General features: G+C 67.5%; 11 protein-coding genes and 2 pseudogenes. 7 read left to right on the forward strand and 6 right to left on the reverse strand.

What is annotated here, in order from left to right; translation table 11 throughout:
• Window positions 1-104: 104 nt before the first annotated feature.
• Window positions 105-2,072 (reverse strand): APC family permease, encoded by a 1,968-nt coding sequence (locus ACLJOO_RS28220; RefSeq protein ID WP_410790428.1) that lies wholly within the window; start codon window positions 2,070-2,072, stop codon window positions 105-107.
• Window positions 2,073-2,187: 115 nt separating this feature from the next.
• On the opposite strand from ACLJOO_RS28220, the gene ACLJOO_RS28225 reads away from it, so the two are divergent.
• Complete coding sequence (locus ACLJOO_RS28225) at window positions 2,188-2,946, forward strand: DUF4118 domain-containing protein (protein WP_410790933.1); 759 nt, start codon at window positions 2,188-2,190, stop codon at window positions 2,944-2,946.
• A gap of 5 nt (window positions 2,947-2,951) precedes the next feature.
• Here ACLJOO_RS28225 and ACLJOO_RS28230 read toward each other — a convergent pair whose 3' ends face one another.
• Complete coding sequence (locus ACLJOO_RS28230) at window positions 2,952-5,516, reverse strand: DUF4118 domain-containing protein (RefSeq protein ID WP_410790429.1); 2,565 nt, start codon at window positions 5,514-5,516, stop codon at window positions 2,952-2,954.
• 308 nt (window positions 5,517-5,824) lie between these two features.
• Here ACLJOO_RS28230 and ACLJOO_RS28235 point away from each other — a divergent pair, with 308 nt between their 5' ends.
• Window positions 5,825-6,613, forward strand: a complete 789-nt coding sequence (locus tag ACLJOO_RS28235; protein WP_410790430.1) for a hypothetical protein — start codon at window positions 5,825-5,827, stop codon at window positions 6,611-6,613.
• Here the strand turns inward: ACLJOO_RS28235 and ACLJOO_RS28240 are convergent.
• Window positions 6,610-6,894, reverse strand: coding sequence for a hypothetical protein (locus ACLJOO_RS28240; RefSeq protein ID WP_410790431.1), 285 nt, complete (start codon window positions 6,892-6,894; stop codon window positions 6,610-6,612). The genes ACLJOO_RS28235 and ACLJOO_RS28240 overlap by 4 nt on opposite strands.
• 293 nt (window positions 6,895-7,187) lie before the next feature.
• Here ACLJOO_RS28240 and ACLJOO_RS28245 point away from each other — a divergent pair, with 293 nt between their 5' ends.
• Complete coding sequence (locus ACLJOO_RS28245; RefSeq protein WP_410790432.1) at window positions 7,188-10,460, forward strand: Calx-beta domain-containing protein; 3,273 nt, start codon at window positions 7,188-7,190, stop codon at window positions 10,458-10,460.
• 955 nt (window positions 10,461-11,415) lie between these two features.
• Window positions 11,416-11,595, forward strand: a pseudogene (locus ACLJOO_RS28250) (ISL3 family transposase); the annotation flags it as partial.
• 335 nt (window positions 11,596-11,930) lie between these two features.
• Here the strand turns inward: ACLJOO_RS28250 and ACLJOO_RS28255 are convergent.
• Window positions 11,931-12,308 carry a nitroreductase family deazaflavin-dependent oxidoreductase gene (locus tag ACLJOO_RS28255; protein ID WP_410790433.1) on the reverse strand — a complete coding sequence of 126 codons (378 nt, stop codon included), beginning with the start codon at window positions 12,306-12,308 and terminating at the stop codon, window positions 11,931-11,933.
• A 353-nt stretch (window positions 12,309-12,661) separates the two neighbouring features.
• Between ACLJOO_RS28255 and ACLJOO_RS28260 the strand changes: the two genes are divergently transcribed.
• The gene (locus ACLJOO_RS28260) at window positions 12,662-13,630 is read left to right on the forward strand and encodes a TolB family protein (RefSeq protein ID WP_410790434.1); all 969 of its coding nucleotides are present in this window, start codon (window positions 12,662-12,664) and stop codon (window positions 13,628-13,630) included.
• Between the two features lie 63 nt (window positions 13,631-13,693).
• On the opposite strand, the gene ACLJOO_RS28265 is transcribed toward ACLJOO_RS28260, so the two are convergent.
• Entirely contained in the window at window positions 13,694-14,128 is a 435-nt protein-coding gene (locus ACLJOO_RS28265; protein ID WP_410790435.1) for a DUF6262 family protein, read from the reverse strand.
• Window positions 14,129-14,746: 618 nt separating this feature from the next.
• Window positions 14,747-15,539: pseudogene (locus ACLJOO_RS28270) on the reverse strand (aldo/keto reductase).
• Window positions 15,540-16,174: 635 nt separating this feature from the next.
• Between ACLJOO_RS28270 and ACLJOO_RS28275 the strand changes: the two are divergent.
• Window positions 16,175-16,399 (forward strand): hypothetical protein, encoded by a 225-nt coding sequence (locus ACLJOO_RS28275; RefSeq protein WP_410790436.1) that lies wholly within the window; start codon window positions 16,175-16,177, stop codon window positions 16,397-16,399.
• Between the two features lie 40 nt (window positions 16,400-16,439).
• Window positions 16,440-19,052: an AAA family ATPase gene (locus ACLJOO_RS28280; protein WP_410790437.1), complete on the forward strand. Its 2,613-nt coding sequence runs from the start codon at window positions 16,440-16,442 to the stop codon at window positions 19,050-19,052.
• Window positions 19,053-19,183 lie beyond the last annotated feature (131 nt).

Below are 19,183 nucleotides of genomic sequence, written 5' to 3' on the forward strand. Positions count from 1 at the left end.
GCACCACCACGAGGTGTACACGTGGTTCCACAACGCGTTCGACCTCGTCGCCGAGTACCTGCGCCGGCACGACATCGCCACCCGCCGTCCTGCATTCCCGCAGGTCACGTAATCGTGGGCTCCGCTCTTGGTTCGTCTACGCGGCGGGACTCGAGGAGTTCTGCTGAGCCGAGTTGCCAGGGGACGTTGATGACCATCACGCCGGGCTGGAAGAGGAGACGGGCCTTCAGGCGGAGGGCGCTCTGGTTGTGGAGGAGGGCTTCCCACCAGTGGCCGACGACGTACTCCGGGATGAAGACCGCGACCAGGTCGCGTGGGCTTTGTCGTCGTACGTCCTTGACGTAGCTGAGGACCGGGCCTGTCACGTCGCGGTACGGCGAATGAAGTTTCTTCAGCGGCACGGAGATGCCTCGCTCCGTCCAATCGCGAAGCAGAGCCTCGGAGGAGTCCGGATCGGTGTTGACCGTTACCGCGGTCAGTGAGGTCGGACGGGTGGCTCGCGCATAGGCGAGAGCTCGGAGCGTCGGCGCGTGGAGCTTGGAGACCAGGACGATGCCGAAGACGCGCGGTGGCAGCGTGACGCCACCCGGCTGCGGCTCGAGCTCAACCGCCACCCGGTTGTAGTGCCGCTTGATGCCCTTCATCAGCAGGAACAGCGCCGGCATCGCCAGTACGACGATCCACGCGCCATGCGTGAACTTGGTGATCAGGACAACGACCAGCACCACAGAGGTGAACACCCCGCCGAGGGCGTTGATCGCCCGGGACCGATGAATCGAGGCACGTACGACGGATAGCGGCGACTCCGCCAACTTCCGCGTCCAGTGCACGACCATGCCGAACTGGCTCAGGCTGAACGAGACAAACACACCGATGATGTACAGCTGGATCAACCGGGTCGTACTCGCGTCGAAAACCCAGATCAGCAGGCACGCGAGCGCCGACAGGATCACGATCCCGTTGCTGAACACCAACCGGTCTCCACGCCGCGAGAACTGCCGCGGCAGGAACCCGTCGTGACCGAGCAACGACGCGAGAATCGGGAACCCGTTGAACGCGGTGTTCGCCGCGAGAATCAGGATCGCCGCAGTGAACGCCTGCACCGCGAAGAACCCGATCGAGTGGTACCCGCCGAAGACCGCGCCGGCGACCTGCGCGATGACCGTGCGCTGCTCGTACCCGTCGGGCGCACCGATCAGCCGAGCCTGGTCATCGACGACGTGCACATGCGAGGTCATCGCCAAGGCGGTGATTCCCGCGAACATGGCGATCGTGATGCCGCCCATGATCGACAGGGTGCCCGCGGCGTTCTTGCTCTTCGGTGGCTTGAAGTTCGGTACGCCGTTGCTCACGGCCTCGACCCCGGTGAGCGCCGTACACCCGGAAGCGAAGGCCCGCATCGCCAGCAGGACCACGACCAGCCCGCTGGTCTGCGTCGCCGGTGTGATCCCGAACGGCGCCGACTCCGCCTGCGCCTCGTGACCGGTCAGCATGTGCGCGAACCCGACCACGATCATCGTCAGCACGATCGCGATGAAGCCGTACGTCGGGATCGCGAACGCCGTACCGGACTCTTTGATGCCCCGCAGGTTCATCACCGCGAGGAGCGCGATCATCCCGACCGAGACCAGGACGGCATGGGGCCCGAGGGCGGGCACGGCGGAGACGACGTTCTGTACGCCGGCCGCGACCGACACCGCGACGGTCAGCACATAGTCGACGAGGAGCGCGCTCGCGGCGACCAGGGACGCGTTCTCGCCGAGGTTCGCCCGGCTGACCGCGTAGGCGCCACCACCGTTCGGGTAGGCGTGGCAAGTCTGCCGGTAGGACGCCACCACAACGATGAGCAGCGCGACAACCACGCCTGCGAGCCATGGTGTGAGGTGGAGCAAGGTGAGGCCGCCCAGGCTGAGCATGAGCAGGATCTCTTCGGTCGCGTAAGCGTTTGAGGAGAGCGGGTCACTGCAGAACACCGGCAGCGCGAGCTTCTTCGGCAGCAGCGTCTCGTCCAGCCGCTCGCTTCGCAATGGCCGCCCGACAAGGAACCTCTTCGGCAGCTCTAACACCTTCACGGCCCAAGAAGAACGTCTGTCCTCGCCCGCCGGTCTCCTTCCTGACAACTTCCTAACACCGCTCCCCCGTCTTCTAACGCCGCTCTAACATCCCCGCGGGTAGCTTTGCTGCGTGATGCGCCTGTTCGACGGCAGTGAGCGGGGACGCCAGGCAGTGGTCTGGGCCGCTACCCTCGTACCGGCGGCTGTTTGTGCGGGACTTGCGCCGTTCCGCGACCGCATCGCGAACACGAACGCCGCGCTGGTACTCGTCCTGGTCGTGGTCATGGCCGCCGCGACCGGACCGCGATCGGCAGGGATCGTCGCGGCGCTGTCGAGCACCTTGTGGTTCGACTTCTTCCTCACCAAGCCGTACCACCATTTCGCCATCGCGACCCAGGCCGATATCGAGACCGCCGTACTGCTCACGCTCGTCGGTGTCGCGGTCACCGAGGTTGCCCTCTGGGGCCGTCGCCAGCAGGCCCGCGCCAGCAAGCAACGCGGGTATCTGAACGGCGTCGTCCAGACTGCCGGCCTGGTGGCGGCCGGGAGCTCCAGCACCGAAAGCTTGATCGAGCACGTCGCCGAGCAACTGGTCGAAGTCCTGAGCATCGACGACTGCACGTTCGACAGCGACACCCGTGAGGCCGCCCCGGCCGCCGTCCTCCGCGACGGCACTGTCGTACGACAAGGCTGGGACGTCGACGTCCAGCGGTTCGGGCTACCGACCGACAGCGAGATCGAACTCCGCGTACAACACGACGGCATCACCCGGGGCCGGTTCCTCCTCGTTGCATCGACGCGAAACGTCCGGCCGTCTGTGCCGCAGCTGCAGGTCGCCGTCGCCCTCGCGGACCAGGTCGGCGCCGCGCTTGCCACGCACGAACTTTCCTGACTCCATCACTCCGGCTCCTGGGAGCGCTCACGAGTTCCCGGCACTGGCAGATCCTCCAACGTTGCCGTAGGCAAGGAAACGACCATCGTCAGCCCACCGCCCGGTGTCTCTTCGGGTTGCAGCGTGCCGTGCATCGCGTCGGTCAGGCCGCGTGCCAGTGCGAGACCGAGCCCGACGCCGATCGTGTTGTCGGCGTCGCCCAGCCGCTGGAACGGCGCAAATACCCGATTCCGGTCCTCGCGCGGGATCCCCGGCCCGCGGTCGATCACCCGGATCTCCACGGTGTCACCTAGCGCGCTCGCGGTCAGGTGTGGTGCCGCGCCCGGTGGTGAGTAGCGGATCGCGTTTGCGAGGAGGTTCGTGATCACGCGCTCCAGCAGGGCCGGGTCGGCATCGAGCAATGGCAGCGTAGGCGGGATGTCGAGGGTCACCCGGTCACCGTCGTCACCCAGCTCGGACAGTACGGACGGCGTGATCTCATCCAACGCTATCGGACGAGTGAAGACGGACAGTACGCCGGCCTGCAGCCGACTCAAGTCGAGCAGGTTGCTCACCAGTCGCGACAGTCGGTCGAGCGACTCGTCCGCGGTCTCCAGTAGCTCCGCGCGCTCAGACTCGGTCCAGTCCACATCGTCGCTGCGCAAACTGGTCACCGATGCCTTCGCCGACGCGAGAGGGGTCCGGAGATCGTGACCCACCGCGCGCAGGAGCGCCGTACGCAGCCTGTCTGCCTCGGCCAACGGCTTGGCCTCGGCAGCGGCTTCGCTCAACCGGGCCTTGTCGACCAGCGCCGCCGCGTGGGCCGCGAACGCCCCGACCAGCCGCCGCTCGTCAGCGGCCAACTGCCGGCCTTGCAGGACCAGCACCAGATCGTCGCGGGCCGGGATCTCCGCGTCGGCTTCCTCCGGCCGACTACAGGTGAGCGTCCCGGCCGACGCCAACGGACGCCAGTCCTCGGTCCGGTCGCCGTGCGTCAGCTCCATCAGACAGGCGCCATTCATCCCGAACGCCCCCCGGACCCGCTCGAGCAGGGCAGGCAGGGCAGGCAGGGCAGTCTCTCCCCGTAAGGCACTGCCCGCCAGGGCAGCCAGAGTTTCCGACTCGGCGGTGGCCCGGGCCGCTTGTCTGGTACGGCGTGCCGCGCGGTCGACGACCGTACTGACCATCGCCGCGACCAAGACGAAGATCAGCAACGCCAGTGCATTGTTGAACTCTGCGATCGTGAACGTCCCCTTCGGATGCACGAAGAAGTAGTTCAGGACGAGCGACCCGCCAACGGCCGTCACCAGCGCCGGCCACATCCCGCCGACCAGCGCCACCACGATCACCGCGAGCAGGAAGACCAGCGCGTTGCTGGTCAGGTTCAGTGAGTCGTCACCGAGACCCAGCAGCAACGCCAGCACAGGTTGCAGGACGATCCCGAGGACGAAGCCCTGAATCTTGCGACGCTTCGACAAGCTACCTTGCGCCCGCGGCAACCGGCCCCGGCCGATCTCCGAATGCGTGACGATATGTACATCGATCTCACCCGAATCACGGATCGTGGTGGCGCCGATGCCGGACCCGGAGAACGCCGTACCGAACCGGGACCGACGGCTGCCGCCGAGGACCAGCTGGGTCGCGTTCTCCGCCTTGGCGAACTGCAGCAGAGCCTCGGGAACGTTGTCACCCACAATCTGGTGATAGGTGCCACCCAGTCCCTCGACGAGTTCGCGCTGCCGAGCGAGCGTGGCCGAGTTGGCGCCGGACAGGCCGTCGGACCGCGCGACATGGACGGCGAGCAGATCGCCGCCGGACGAGCGGGCCGCGATCCGCGCAGCACGCCGGATCAGCGTCTCGCCCTCGGGACCGCCGGTCAGCGCGACCACGACGCGCTCCCGGGCCTCCCAGGTGGAGTCGATGTCGTGCTCCGCGCGGTACTGCTGCAGACCGGCGTCCACCCGGTCCGCCAGCCACAGCAGCGCGAGCTCCCGCAGCGCGGACAGGTTGCCGACCCGGAAATAGTTGCCCAGGGCAGCGTCGATCTTGTCGGCGGTGTACACGTTCCCGTGCGCCATCCGCCGCCGCAGCGCCTCCGGCGTCATGTCGACGAGCTCGATCTGGTCCGCGGCCCGCACCACCCGGTCCGGGACCGTCTCCTGCTGCGGTACGCCGGTGATCTTCTCGACCACGTCGTTGATCGACTCGAGGTGCTGGATGTTCAGCGTCGAGATCACGTCGATCCCGGCGTTCAGCAGCTCGTCGATGTCCTGCCAGCGCTTCTCGTGCCGGCTGCCCGGCACGTTGGTATGCGCCATCTCGTCGATCAGCGCGACGTCCGGCCGCCGGGCCAGGACCGCGTCCAGGTCCATCTCGGTGAAACTGGCGCCGCGGTAGTCGACGATCCGCCGCGGCACCACGTCGAGCCCGGCCAGCACCTTCGCAGTGTGTTCCCGGCCGTGGGTCTCGACCAACCCGACCACCACATCCGTACCCCGGGCAAGGCGCCGCTGCCCCTCGCCCAGCATCTTGTACGTCTTACCGACACCGGGCGCGGCCCCCAGATACACCCGCAACTGCCCGCGCTTCATGCTCCGATCATCTCAGCCCGCTGCCAACACGGCGTCAAACACCACCACGTCGCCTCGCAGCTGATGCGCGGCCCGGTCGACTTGCAAAACAGCGGCACCTCCTTCCTGACGGTAGGACGCGACGGTTCCGCGTACTCCTTACGAACCTGTGACCCGCAAGGAGAGCCGAAGCGAGTGACGCCGAGGGTGTGTAACGCGGGGTCGGCCCGCGCGATATAGCAGGTGCATCGACACCTGCCGATGCTCTGGTGTGCCGGGAAGTCTGGTCGGCGATGCCCTTGCCCATGCCCTGCCCCGAAAGGCACCCCATGACCAAGCTCACTCCTGCGTACGTCGCGGCGACGGCACTCCTGCTTGCCGTGGCGACCGGCTGCTCCGGCTCGTCGAACTCCGCCACACCGTCAACCACGACGTCCAGTTCGACGGCCTCGACCACGCCTTCGGCGTCGTCCGCCACGACCGCGGCCAGCACGACGCCGCGCACGGCTCCGTCAGCCACGCCGACAGCGACCGCGCGCACCGTCAAGCAGCTCACGGCCGCGCTGATCGCCCTGGGCGACCTGCCTGCAGGATTTTCGATCGACGACGATGACAGCGGTAGTACAGGACCGGATCCGGTCGTCTCCTCGAAGGACTCTCGCTGCGCCAAGCTGGTCGCGCTGGAGAACGCCGACACGCCGCCCGGGTCGAAGGCCTCGGCATCCCGCTCGTTCTCGGCCGGCGCGCAGGGACCCTTCATCGACGAAAGCCTTGACGCCCTGGGATCGCCCACAGCCGTCCAGGCGTTACAGCAGACCTTGCGGAAGGCGATCACAGCCTGCCGCACGCTGACCCTGACCATCCCCGGCGAAGGCAAAGCGCAGATCGACGTACGCGAGGTCTCCGCACCGAAGGCCGGCACCAACCCGGTCGCCGTCCGGTACGCCGCAACCGGCGGCCCGCTCGACGGCCTCGAGATCACCATGGTGACCACCGGCGTCCAGGACGTCCTCGTCTCGATCACCGTGATCGCCGGTCTCCCCGACGACATCGCCGGCGCGACAGCCGTCGCCGTACAGAAGGCCACGAAGACGCTCGGCAACAAGTCGGGCACCTAGATTCCGACCAGGAACAGGGCGCCGGCGACGAGCAGTCCGAGCTCGATGAGTAGGACGAAGATGCGGTCGCCGATGTGGCCGACGATCTTCTTACCGGTCCAGGCGCCGAGCAGGGTGGCCGGCGTGAGTACGGCGCCGTACAGGAGCACTCGGGTGGTGAGCAGACATCCGGCGCCGTACGTCGCGATCTTGGTGATGTGCATCGTGAACGCGCTGGCGGCCCCGGTACCGATGTAGGCCGCGCGGGTGAGGCCGGCGGCGAGGAAGAACGGCGCGGTCATCGCGCGGAGTCGTGTAGCCCGGTGAGCCGGACGAAGTCGGGGATCAGATCGATCGGGATGGCTCCGAAGATCGCCGGCTCGGCCCTGCCACAGAATCTGGGTCACCCAATCCAGGACAGGGTCGACGATGAAATCGCACGCCGAACGCACGTGTAAGTCACCGCCGCCGCGGTGCGGCTCGTCCGTCGATCGGCGAAGTTGGCAACGACTGAGCCCTACCACTCCAGCGCATGCGCGCTTACCGTCTGATCGGGGATGGATGCACTGACGAATCGTCACAGGTGGGGGACATCATGACGAGCACGGGGTGGCGGTTACTGACGGTCGTTGCCGTGGTGGTTGGTGTCGGGGTGGCCGCGCCGTCGGCCGCGCACGCGGACGGCGTCGATCCAGCAACGCTCGAGCTGACGCTGGCTCCCGGGCAGAGTGCAGCGGCAGCCGTCCACGTGACTACGCCACAAGTGCCGCCGCGGCCGGACATCATGATCCTCGGCGACACCACCGGAAGCCTCGATCCGGTGGTCGCGAACGTGCGCAACAACATCGACGCATTGATCGACCACGTACGGGCGTCACAGCCGACCGCGCGGTTCGGGGTCGCCGGCTACAAGGAGCAGGTCAACAGCGACAAGGTGTTCACGGTCTACACCCCGCTCACCGACGACGCCAACGCTGTCCGCGCCGGTGCCGACAACATGGCGCATGACGTCTTCGGCGGCGGCGCACCATGGACCGACTTCATCAACGCGCACTTCCGGCTCGCCACGGACGCGGTGTCGTGGCGACCGAACAGCAGCCGGATCATCCTGTGGTTCGGCGACGCCGTCTCGCATGACCCCAGCCTCGGCCACACCCTGGCCGACACCAACAACGCGCTACAGGCGAGTGGCGCACGTGTGGTCGCCGTACCGGTGGTCGGCACCAGCGGCAACGGGCTCGACGCGCTCGGCCAGGCCACTTCTGTCGTCAACGCGACCGGCGGCCGGCTGATGCCGAACTCCACTGCCGATCAGGTAGCCGATGCGCTCATGGCCGGTCTGGACAACCTGGACGTATCCGTCAGGCCGCAGGCGACCTGCGACACCGGACTGACCGTTGGCTTCGACACCGCATCACGCACCGTGCGCAGCGGCACAGTGGCAGACTTCGCTGTGACCACGCGCGTCGCCGCGGGGACCGCACCGGGCACCTATCACTGCACCATCGACTATGCGATCAACAACATCACCGGTGTGGCGACGCAGCCCGTCACGGTGACGGTTCCCGGCGCTGCCGGCCCGACTCTGACCGTCAACGACGTGACACTTGCCGAAGGCAACACCGGTACGACGCCCGCGACCTTCAGCGTCGCCATTGATCAGCCAGCTACAACCACGGTCACCGTGCACGCGGCAACCACCGACGGCACGGCGCCTTCCCCTGCCGATTTCACCGGCACCAGCCTGGACCTGACCTTCCAACCGGGCGAGACCAGCAAACAGGTCAGCGTACCCGTCGTCGGTGACACGATCGACGAGCCCGACGAGACGTTCACACTCGCACTGTCGGCCGCCTCCGGAGCGACGATCGCGGACGGCCAAGGTGTCGCCACCATTCTCGATGACGACGAGCCGATCGCACGCCCCCGGTTGTCGGTCGGCGATGTCTCCGTGCCTGAAGGAGATTCGGGTACGACGACGCAAGCCTCGTTCACCGTGACGATGGACAAGGCGGCTGGCTCCCCCGTCAACGTGCATGCGGCGACATCGGACGGTACGGCGACCTCGCCGGACGACTTCACCGCGACGAGTGTGGATCTGACATTCGCTCCTGGTGAGACCTCGAAGACGGTCGCCGTCCCCGTGGTGGGCGACCTCGTCGAGGAACCGGACGAGACGTTCACGCTGCACCTGTCGGCTGCGTCCGGCGCCGACATCAACGACGCGGACGGCGTGGCCACCATCCGCGATGACGACGGCTCCATGCCGCAACTGCGCGTGAGCGACGTGTCGGTCGTCGAAGGTGATCAGGGCACGACGATCGCCGAGTTCCTGATCACCGCCGACCGGTCGCCGCAGACGAACATCACCGGCCGGGCTACTACAGCGGGCGGTACGGCGACCTCACCGGACGACTTCGCCGCCGCGGACGTCGACTTCACGATCCCTCCCGGCCAGGTGTCAGTGCCGGTCCAGGTCCGAGTCGTCGGGGACATGGTCGACGAACCAGACGAGACATTCGCCCTCGCGCTGACCGGCGTCCGCAACGCGGTCGTGGTCGACAGCCAGGGCGTCGGCACGATCGTGGACGACGACACGGCCGCACTGCCCCAGCTCTCGATCGGGGACGTGACCGTTGCCGAAGGCAACTCCGGCACCACCGCCGCCGACTTCACGTTGACGCTGGACCGGACTTCGACCACCCCGGTGTCGGTGCACTACGCCGCAGCCAGCGGCACGGCGACTGCAGGTTCGGATTTCGCACCGGCGAGCGGCGACATCGTGTTCGCACCGGGCCAGACTGTCCAGCACGCCACCATCTCAGTGCTCGGTGACACCAGCGACGAGCCGGACGAGACGTTCGCCGTCCAACTCTCCGCGCCGTCCGGCGGCGTCGTCGCGGACGGCCAAGGGGTGGGAACGATCGTCGATGACGACGAGCCTGTCGTCGTACCCGCGGTCTCGGTGCACGACGCGACTGCGGCAGAGGGCGACCCGGTAGCCTTCACGGTGGTGCTGGACCGAACCACGACAGTCCCGGTCTCGGTGCACTACGCCACCGCGAACGGCACCGCCACGACCGGCTCGGATTACACAGCCGCGAGCGGCGATCTGCTCTTCCTGCCCGGCCAGGCGACCCAGCAGGTCACCGTCGGAGGAGTCGAGGACAGCACCGACGAGGCGGACGAAACCTTCACGATCCAGCTGTCGGCGCCGACCGCCGCGACCATCGCCGACGGCACCGCAACCGGCACGATCGTCGACGACGACCGGAACGGCCGATTCGCGTGCCGCGCCAGTGCCGCCAACCTGCTGGGCAACGAACCCGCCGTCGCCAACCCCGCCGGAGCACCCTGCGCCGAAGCGGCGCGCACCGTCGCCACCACTGCCCTCGGGACCCCGATTCTCGGTGTACGCCTGGGAGGCGCCACTGTCCGCACCGACCAGACGCCCGACGATCTGGCCGTGCCACCCGTCGAAGGGGACAACGCGACCGCGGCGGCCAACCTTGCATCCGCACGGATCACCGCCCTCGGCGTGACCATCGAGCTCGGCGCCATCACCAGCCAGGCCACGGCGCGATGCGTAACGACCAGCACCGGCCTGAAGCCGGCCTACACCGCACGCTCAACAATCACCTCGCTGCGCGTGAACGGCATCATCATCCCGGTCGGCACCGGGCCAGTCACCGTCCCGCTCCTGATCGGCACCCTCAAACTCAACACCACCACGACCACCCCCACCACCATCACCCAACGCGCCGTCCAACTCCACACAGCCCTCGGCGACATCACCCTCGGCGAGACCCACGCCGGCATCCAAGGCACCCCCGCCCACCCCACCGGCAACCCCTGCGTGACCCATTGACCCGAGGCAAATCCCAGCCGCCTGCGACAACGCGGAGCGCCGCATAGGCTAGGGACATGGACGAGGAGACACCGGAGCTCCGACCCGACGACATAGAGGTGCTGATCCGGCACCCGTTCGGGGATCTCTGGCCGACCCTCACGGAGTGGATGGAGCACGGTCCAGGCCCACGCACCGGGCTCCGGCCAGTCGCAGCTCGATCGCGGCAGACCGGCGAACCCCTACCGCTGTCTGTGGTCCCGTTGCGTTACCGGAACGACGGGCGGTCACGCGCCGCCATCAGACGCGGCGAGATCACCGATCCATGGATCCGCGCAGACAAGCGGACCTCTGCCGACCGAGAACCGCCAACACACTGATCGCACGCGCCGGCGGCGACCTCCAACGCCCGCGAGCAGAGCTCGACGTGGAAGCGTTGTCGGCGCCACCACAATGGGGGTTGGCTGGAGGTTGGAAGGTGGCGGGACGTGATACCTCTCAGGTCGGGACCTCCGGGCCCTGGTGGGCGGTTGGAACCCAGGGTTCACCGGGCCGCTTCCTGCCGACCACGGTCACGGCGTACCTGCTGCCGATCCGGTTACTTCCAGTGTGAGCCGTCGGCTTCACGATCGCATTTCGTCGTCGAAGGCAATGAAGTCGAGCAGCTGCCTGGTCACCAGACACACGACCCGCTGCCCATGTCGTGTTCCGGAGGCGGGCCCAGTACCGTGACGAGGGCGAACCCAGCCACTGCCACCTGGGCCGGGGCGGCGCCACTTCATCCGTCCCCCTCCGTCGGGCTGCCGACCCGGGAGCGGATCTGCGGCTGACCCCGTGGCTCAGTAATGTCACGGGAGCATAATCGGCTCTTGTGACTGATCCGTGGATGGGTCTGCGTGGCTGAGTTGGCGCACGCCGTTGTCTGACTCAGGTTCCTGGCTGGTTGAGGCTCAGGAACTGGTGATCCGAGAACGGCGTGCGGAATGCCAGCCTATGGCGTGTGTTGCTGGGGGTCGAACAGACGGTGGTCGAGGACGTCGAGTTCGATGAGGATGAGCAGGTCGTGGTGGTGTCGGTGCGGCCGGCGAAGGGGGCGCTGCGGCGGTGTGGCTGGTGTGAGTCGCGGTCGCCGTGGTTTGACCGGGGTGGGGGCCGCATCTTTGACGATGCAGGAAAAATCAGCAGGGCGATCATCCACTTCTCGAACGAGTTCACCGTGAGTGCTAACGGACTATCGCTGCCCCAGACAGAGCGCTGGAACAACGTCATCCTGTTCGACGATTCCGGGAACCCTGCTTCGGAGACACTCGCCGGCCTCCTCGTCCACATCCGCCTGCCACACGGGGGAACTGTCGGCCTCGATGTCGGGAGGATCGTGGAGAACCCCACGACTGGCGACGTGCTCTTCCAAGCCGGGAACTTCCAGTTGGCCAGTGGAGACACGGCCGCCCTCTGCGCTGCATTCGGCTGACTGGAAGATCCCGCGACCTCTCAGGTCGCGGGCTGCAGATCGGCGACCAGGGAGATCCCCCATACACGGGCTGCCCACCGGGTACCGGGCGGTAGGTCGGTTGACTGCGCGGCGGTCACGATCCGCGGGTTGATCAGTGTCCAGGTGCGGCCCCGCCGGAGCAGCTCGCCGCCGCCTGCCGCCAGCACGTTGCGACACCAGTCGGTCTGGCCGTACATCAGCCCGATCACCAGCGTGTCGCCCCGCTGGAACGCCCACAGCGGCGTCCGGTAGGTCGAACCGCTATGGCGGCCCGTGTGCACCACGACCGACCACGGCACCAGGTATGGCGCCCACAGGAGCTGCAACCGGTTCGTGGCGTACTTGTTGACCAGGGTCATCCACTGTGGGAGTCGCATGCCCGCATCTTGCGCCCTTCGCATCGCGGACAACAGACCTCGATCGGGCAGGGCAGCGCATTCGTTGCGGCAGCGGGGGTTTCTCTCCTCATGGCCTTTCTCTCCGGCAGGCTCCACGTCGGACTTGACCAGTTCAGTGAAGGTAGCTTCACCGAATTTCGGGGGAACCAAGTCGTCTGCTTGTCCCGGCGGCTGGCTGCAGCACAACTGTTCGCATCATCCACCGGGCGCCGACCAGCGATGGCGGGCGAGGCGCTCCAAGCCATTGCTTCGCCGCCGCCTCGCCGTTGACGAGTGCTGGGAAGCATGGTGCCGTAGGCCGGGGAGGGTGCAGAGCGACGAGGGGGCTCATTGTGAAGCGAACGATTGTGTCTGCGGTGGCACTGGCGTTGACGTTGACGTTGGGTTTGTCAGCCGTCGCCGTGCCAGCCGACGCGAAAGGTGCACCCGACGGTCAGATCGCCTTCAGCCGACAGACCGGGAGCGGCGGGGCTAACATCTTCGTCGCCGACTCAGACGGATCAAAGATCCGGCAGGTCCCCATCCCGTACCTCGCTGAGGATTTTGCTTCACCGAGCTGGTCGCCCGATGGCCGGTCGCTGCTGATCAGCAACCTGCTGAGGTTCGACGACGCCGGCGAGCTGTTGCCGTTCCGTCCGGCGACCGTCAAACCAGACGGCTCCGACTTCAAGCTGCTGGACCCACCTGGTGCGCCGTTCGACATGTACTGCAGCGGCTGGTCGCCCAACGGTCGGCGGCTGATCTGCGGCCTCGGCATTGACCCGACGGGTCTCTTCACCATCCGCGCATCGGATGGTGGTGATCCCGTGCGGCTGACGACCAATCCGTACGGCGCCGCCGACACGTTCGGCGACTTCTCACCGGACGGCAAAAGGTTCGTCCTGGTGCGATTCAAGGGTGAAGAAACCGCGCTCTTCACCGCCCACTCGGACGGAAGCCATCCGCGTCAGCTCACGCCCTACGGATTCGCCCAAGGACACGAACTCGCGACCGCCCACTGGTCACCGGACGGGCAGGCGATCATCTTCGCGACCGCTGAGGGCCGCTTGTTCCTGGTCCATCCCGCCAGCGCCCGGCTGACCCCGATCCACCTTCGCACCGGCGGCAGCACCTACTTCGCCTTCGCCCCAGGATGGTCGCCGGACGAGACGAGGATCGTGTTCTCGCTATCCACCGACGGCCAAGAAGACATCTACACCGCGAGGCGCGACGGCACCGACCTGATTCGGATCACCAACACAGCGGATTTCGAGCCGTTCGCCGACTGGAAGCCTGAGTCAAGGCACCGCAGCGGTAACTGAGCAACCCGTTGGAACGCTCACACGCCCAGGGCACAACGTGGATCGCAGAGGAGTTCAAGTCAATTAGTCCTGCAGACGGCGCTGAGACAGGTCGACCACGGACGAAGCGACTGGTCGACGCCGGGCTGCCCTGAGTTCGCCGTGAGCAGCAGCCAACTGGTCGCGCAGCTCGGCGACTTCGCGGCTGAGGTCTTGGTTGCGCTGGTGCGCGGCTTCCAGCCGGCGAACCAGGGAAGCGGCAGAGGCACGCTGCCGGGTCGGCACCGAGACGGCGGCCGACCGGCCGTTGTCGTCTCGGAGCCGCTCGATGGCCGCGCGGATCTCGGGCTCGGTGTAGAGCCAGGAGCGGCTGACGCCTGCGGCCGCGGCGATGTTGGCGTACGTAACCGGCTCGCCGGATGCCTCCGCGGCGCGCAGGACCCGGCTGGCCCTGCCGATGGCATCCTGGTGTCGCCGCAGTGGCCGTTCGGCAGCGCGGTGCGGGCCCGGTGGGCCCACTCAACTTCGGTCGGTAGCAGACCTGTCGCACGCGCAGCTTGCAAATGCCCGCCTGACTGGAGCGACAACGGATCAGACCACCAAGTGGCCCACCGGGTTCGGCCCACCCCGAGCGCCGACAAGCCCATGATCCAAGTCAACACGCAACTTCCGCTTGGACTGAGCCGCGGCCCGTACCAGGCCGACACCCCCCACTGGACTGATCGAAGGACCCAGGCGAGCCGCTCCGCCTGTGGATTCCGCAGGTCTGATAGCCCGACCTCCCGGTGGTCATTCCGTTGGTGCGTTGGTGCGGGAGGTGATTCTGCCGTTATCGGGCGCTAGGGGGTGCGGCGCAGGGGCTCGCCAGACAGGCTCACCGACGTACTGCGCCAGCTCGCGGCCGGCGGCCTCTGCTCGGTTCCGGCCCGCACTCCCTGTAGGGCTGCCGGATTCGGGGAACCTTCGGCGGGAAGTTGATTCCGCCGCCATCACCCAGCCGTGGTTTGCCGCAGGTGACACGTTTCTCACCGACATCCCGAGTCAATGGAACTCACGCCAGCCGCCAACACCGCGTTGTCACCCAGCACCCCGCACCGCACTGATCGCGAACAGCACGCAACCCGCCGAGGACCACTCCTAGGACTCGTCGGACCATGCTTCGGTGAGAGCAGTGAGCTCCGCGTGAGTGAGTTCGACCTGCGCGGCGGCGAGGTTCTCTTCCAAGTGGAGGACGCTCGAAGTGCCCGGGATCGGAAGAGTCACCGACGACAGGTGAAGTAGCCAGGCCAGCGCAACCTGGGCCGGCGGGACACCGTGACTCATGGCAGTCTCGGCCAGGACGCCGTCGGTCTTGGCCAGTTGGCCGGCCAGGAGCGGGAAGAACGGCATGAAAACAAGGCCCTCCCGCGTGCAGTACTCCAGCACGTCACGATGCCGCTGGCGGGCCAGGTTGTAGATGTTCTGGACGCTCGCGATGTCGACCAGTGCCCGGGCCTGCTCGATCTCGTCGACCTCGACCGCACAGAGGCCGAGATGACGGATCTTCCCTTCCGTCCGCAGGTCATCGAGTTCGCCGAGCTGGTCGGCGAGCGGAACCTGCGGGTCGATCCGATGCAGCTGATAGAGATCGATGCGCTCGACCTTCAGCCGGCGCAGGCTCATCTCGACGCACTGCCGCAGGTACTCCGGCCTGCCGACCGGTTGCCACGCGTCCGGTCCCTGCCGAGTGAAGCCGCCCTTGGTCGCGATTGACCAAGTCGTCCGGATAGGGATACAGCGCCTCCGCGATCAGCTCCTCGCTGACGAACGGACCGTAGGAGTCGGCCGTGTCCAGCAGGTTCACGCCCAGGCCGACCGCGTGACGCAGTACCTGCAAGGCGGTGGTTCTGTCCCTGGGTTCTCCCCAGATCCCGGGACCGGTCAGTCGCATCGTTCCGAAGCCCAAACGCCTGACCGGCAGGTCGCCGCCCAGCAGCAAGTCGGCCAATTCGTGCTCTCCCTCGATCGAGTTGCGGAGAGTCTTACCGTTCAGTTGGTCGGTGTCACCAGGTTTTCCCGGAAGCGCGCATTAGGGGCATGGCCGTGCAGTAGTTCGGCATCTGCGATGGCTGCGGTGGAGGGGGCGATGATGCTGGCGCCCTCGGCAGTCGGGCGTTGGTAGGTGACGGTCTTGAGGAACTTGCCGACCCACAGCCGTACTGGTTGTCGGGGTCTGCGTATGAATTGTCCGCCGTGGCACTCGACAAGGTGACGACCTGGCGGCTCTGCTCGGCCGAGCAGTCTGTGGCTTGGGGATGCCGCTGGAGGACGTACTCGCTGCTCGTGGCCTAGTACGTAAGATCAAGCCCTCTTGCTGGTGGGGAGAAGCCTTGTCGTTGCCCGTATCCAGACGGATCTCGGGGGCGCCGATCTCGCGGGTGGCTGGATGGTCTCGTATGCGCGGCCCAACGTCGACCTGGACTTCAGGTGCTAAGCGCATGAGTGGTGGGCTACTCGTTTCTTTATCGAAGTGGAGTGGACGACCACTCGTTCCAATCGACCTGGTTGTCGCTCAGGCTGGATTTCGTGACCGCAGATTCCAGCAAGGATGCCCGGGCCCGGGCGATCGACCGGCTTCCCACGTCGTACGCCGTCGCGTTGCGGCTGCGGGACGCCGGGGCCGCCGACGATGTCATCGCGTCCGGGCTGGGCATCGAGGCGGTGTCGCTGCCGGCGCTGCTGGAGCTGGCCGAGGCCAAGCTGGCGGCGATCCTGCGGCAGGAGCGGGATCTGCACAACGGTCTCACCTAATCTATATCCGGGAGCGGGTGGGGCCATTTAGGCTTCACCCATGGGGGACTGGCCGCTCACTGGCCGTGACGAAGAGCTTGCGGCGATCGAGAGGGCGACACGACGCGACGCGGGAGCGCGCGGAGTCGTGCTCGCCGGCGCACCCGGGGTCGGGAAGACCCGCCTGGCCCGCGAGGCCCTGGCCAGGGCGAAAGCCAATGGCCGGTCCACATCGTTGGTCGCGGCCACTGCGTCATCGCAGCATCTGCCGCTGGGGGCTCTGGCGCTGCTGATCGGTGAGGTCGGTGGCGACCCGAGGTGGATGCTCCAGCGCGCGGCGGACGCGCTGCTCGCCGTTGCGGGCAACCATCAACCGGTGATCGTCGTCGATGACGCGCACCTCCTCGATGACTTGTCCGCATCCCTCGTGCAGCAGCTGATCACCCAGCAGAAGGCCACCGTCGTGGTGACGGTGCGCGGCGGCGAGCCCGCTCCGCACGCGGTGGAATCGCTGTGGAAGGACGACTATCTGGACCGGATCGAGGTTCAGGCACTGTCCTTCGAGGAGACCACCGCCCTGGTATCGGCCGTGCTCGGTGGGAGGCTCGATCACGCAAGCGCTCACCGGATGTACGACCTGTCGGACGGCAACGTGCTGTTTCTGCGCCACATCGTCGCGGGCGAGCTGGCCGCGGGTCGCCTCGGCGAGCACACCGGCGAGTGGCGCTGGGACGGCGGCTTCGCCGTCTCGCCGGAGCTGGCCGAGCTCGTCGGCCGGAGGCTCGTCGGGCTACCCGAGAAAGTCTCCGACCTGCTCGACGTGCTCGCCCTCGCCGGTCCACTCGACGAGCAAGCCGTCGAGCAGCTGGCGCCGCGGCCGATCGTCGAGGATGCCGAAGCCATGGGACTGGTCAGGGTCGGCATCGAAGCCGACCGGGCCGTGGTCCGGCTCGATCACCCGTTGTACGGCGAGGTACGGCTCGCCCGGCTCGGAACGCTACGAGCCCGCCGGCTCCGGGGCGCCATCGCCACCGCGTTCTCGGAGCTCCCCGCCGACTCGCCCACGACCATCCTGCGTCGGGCGCTCCTCAGGCTGGATTCCGATCTTCCCCCCGACGCCGAGCTCCTCACCGCGGCCGCCCAGGTGGCCCTTCGAGCGCTCGACTGGCAGCTCGCTCAGCGGCTGGCAAGTGCAGCGATCCAGGCCGGCGGCGGGTTCGAAGCGTCGCTGGCGCTGTCGTACGCGCTCGGCTTCGGTTTAGACCCGGTGGCCGCGGACCGGACGCTCGAGAAGTTGGTCGACGCGGCCGGCGACGACTTGCAGTTGCTCCAAGCGAGCGCACCCCGGGCTGGGCACTTGTACTACATGCAAGGCCGGGTATCCGACGCGCTGCAAGTCCTGGAACAGGCGCGGTTGGCCTTGCACGACGAGGCCTTGCGGCCATTGCTGGACGGTCTGCGCGCGATGTTCGCGGCCATGTCCGGCGACGCGGACACGGCCTTGCGGCTGGCCGCCGAGGTACTCGGGGTGGACCCGTTACCCGCGCAGGTGGAATTGTGTGCGCGCTGGGCGCGGGTCACCTCTCTGGGGGCGATCGGACGCACCGACGAGTTCGGCGAACCCGAGGACCGCCAGCATCGGACGGCCTCCACGTCGTACGACTCCAGCCTGCCAAGAATCGGCTATGGAGAGCAGCACGTCAGGGCGCTGTGCGTCGCAGGCCGGGTTCACGAGGCCGCGGACCTGGCTCGCACCTTGAGGCCCGATGTCCGCGACACGGCCGACGTCTACAGCCTGATGGCCGAGAGCGTCGTCGGTCGAGCCGACCTGGCTAACGGACGGGTACGCGCGGCCCGCGAGGTCGCCGCCCGTTGCCTCGACGGCCTGCGTGGACGCGACACCTCCGGCTGGCTCTACGTGACCGCCATGACGATGGCCAACGCCTGCGCGATGGCGGGCGACGGCGCCACCGCCCGGGCCGCCGCCGCGGAGATGGAACGCGAACGCCATCCGGGCTTCACCGTTCTTGAGACCGAACGGCTACTCACCTGGGCCTGGGTCGAGGCAGCCGAAGGCTCGACCACGGGCGCAGTCCAGCAAGCACATCAAGCTGCCACCCGTGCTGCCGAGCACGGCGAGTGGGGATTCGAGACCTTCGCGCTCGCAACCGCGGTGAGGTTCGGCGACCCCACCAGTGCCGGTCGACTGGTCGAGCTCGATCAGTACGTCCAGGGCCCGCTCGTCACCGCCGCAGCCAGGCAGGCCGTCGCTCTCGCCGCTTCCGACGGTGACGGCCTGCTCGAGGCATCAAAATCCTTTGAGGACATGGGCGACCTGCTCAGTGCAGCGGATGCGGCTGCGCAGGCAGCGGCGTGTTACCTCGCCCAGGGGTACCGGGCCGCGCACCAGCAGACATGCTCGCGGGCGCGTCGCCTGCAAGCCGAATGCGAGGGCGCCTTGACCCCGGCCCTGGCGGCCACCCTGCATCCGCTGCCCATCACCGACCGCGAGCGCGAGATCGTCGCCCTGGCCGCGACCGGACTCAGCAACCGCGACATCGCCCAGCGCCTGGTCATATCGCTGCGCACCGTCGAAGGTCACCTCTACCGAGCCGGCGCGAAACTGGGCACTTCCGACCGCAGCCACTTCGCCGCCCTGCTCCGCGGAGACTGACGGGCGCCCCAGAGTCAGCACCGCAGAGTCAGCACCGCAGTATCAGCCCCGGAGGCCCGGCGCGGTGCTCGGCGGCGAAACAGGTAGTCGACTACTCGCGACATCGCAGGCGGGTGCCAGCAACCTACCGT

It is taken from the genome of Kribbella sp. C-35, assembly GCF_046549195.1.
Classification (GTDB): Bacteria; Actinomycetota; Actinomycetes; order Propionibacteriales; family Kribbellaceae; genus Kribbella.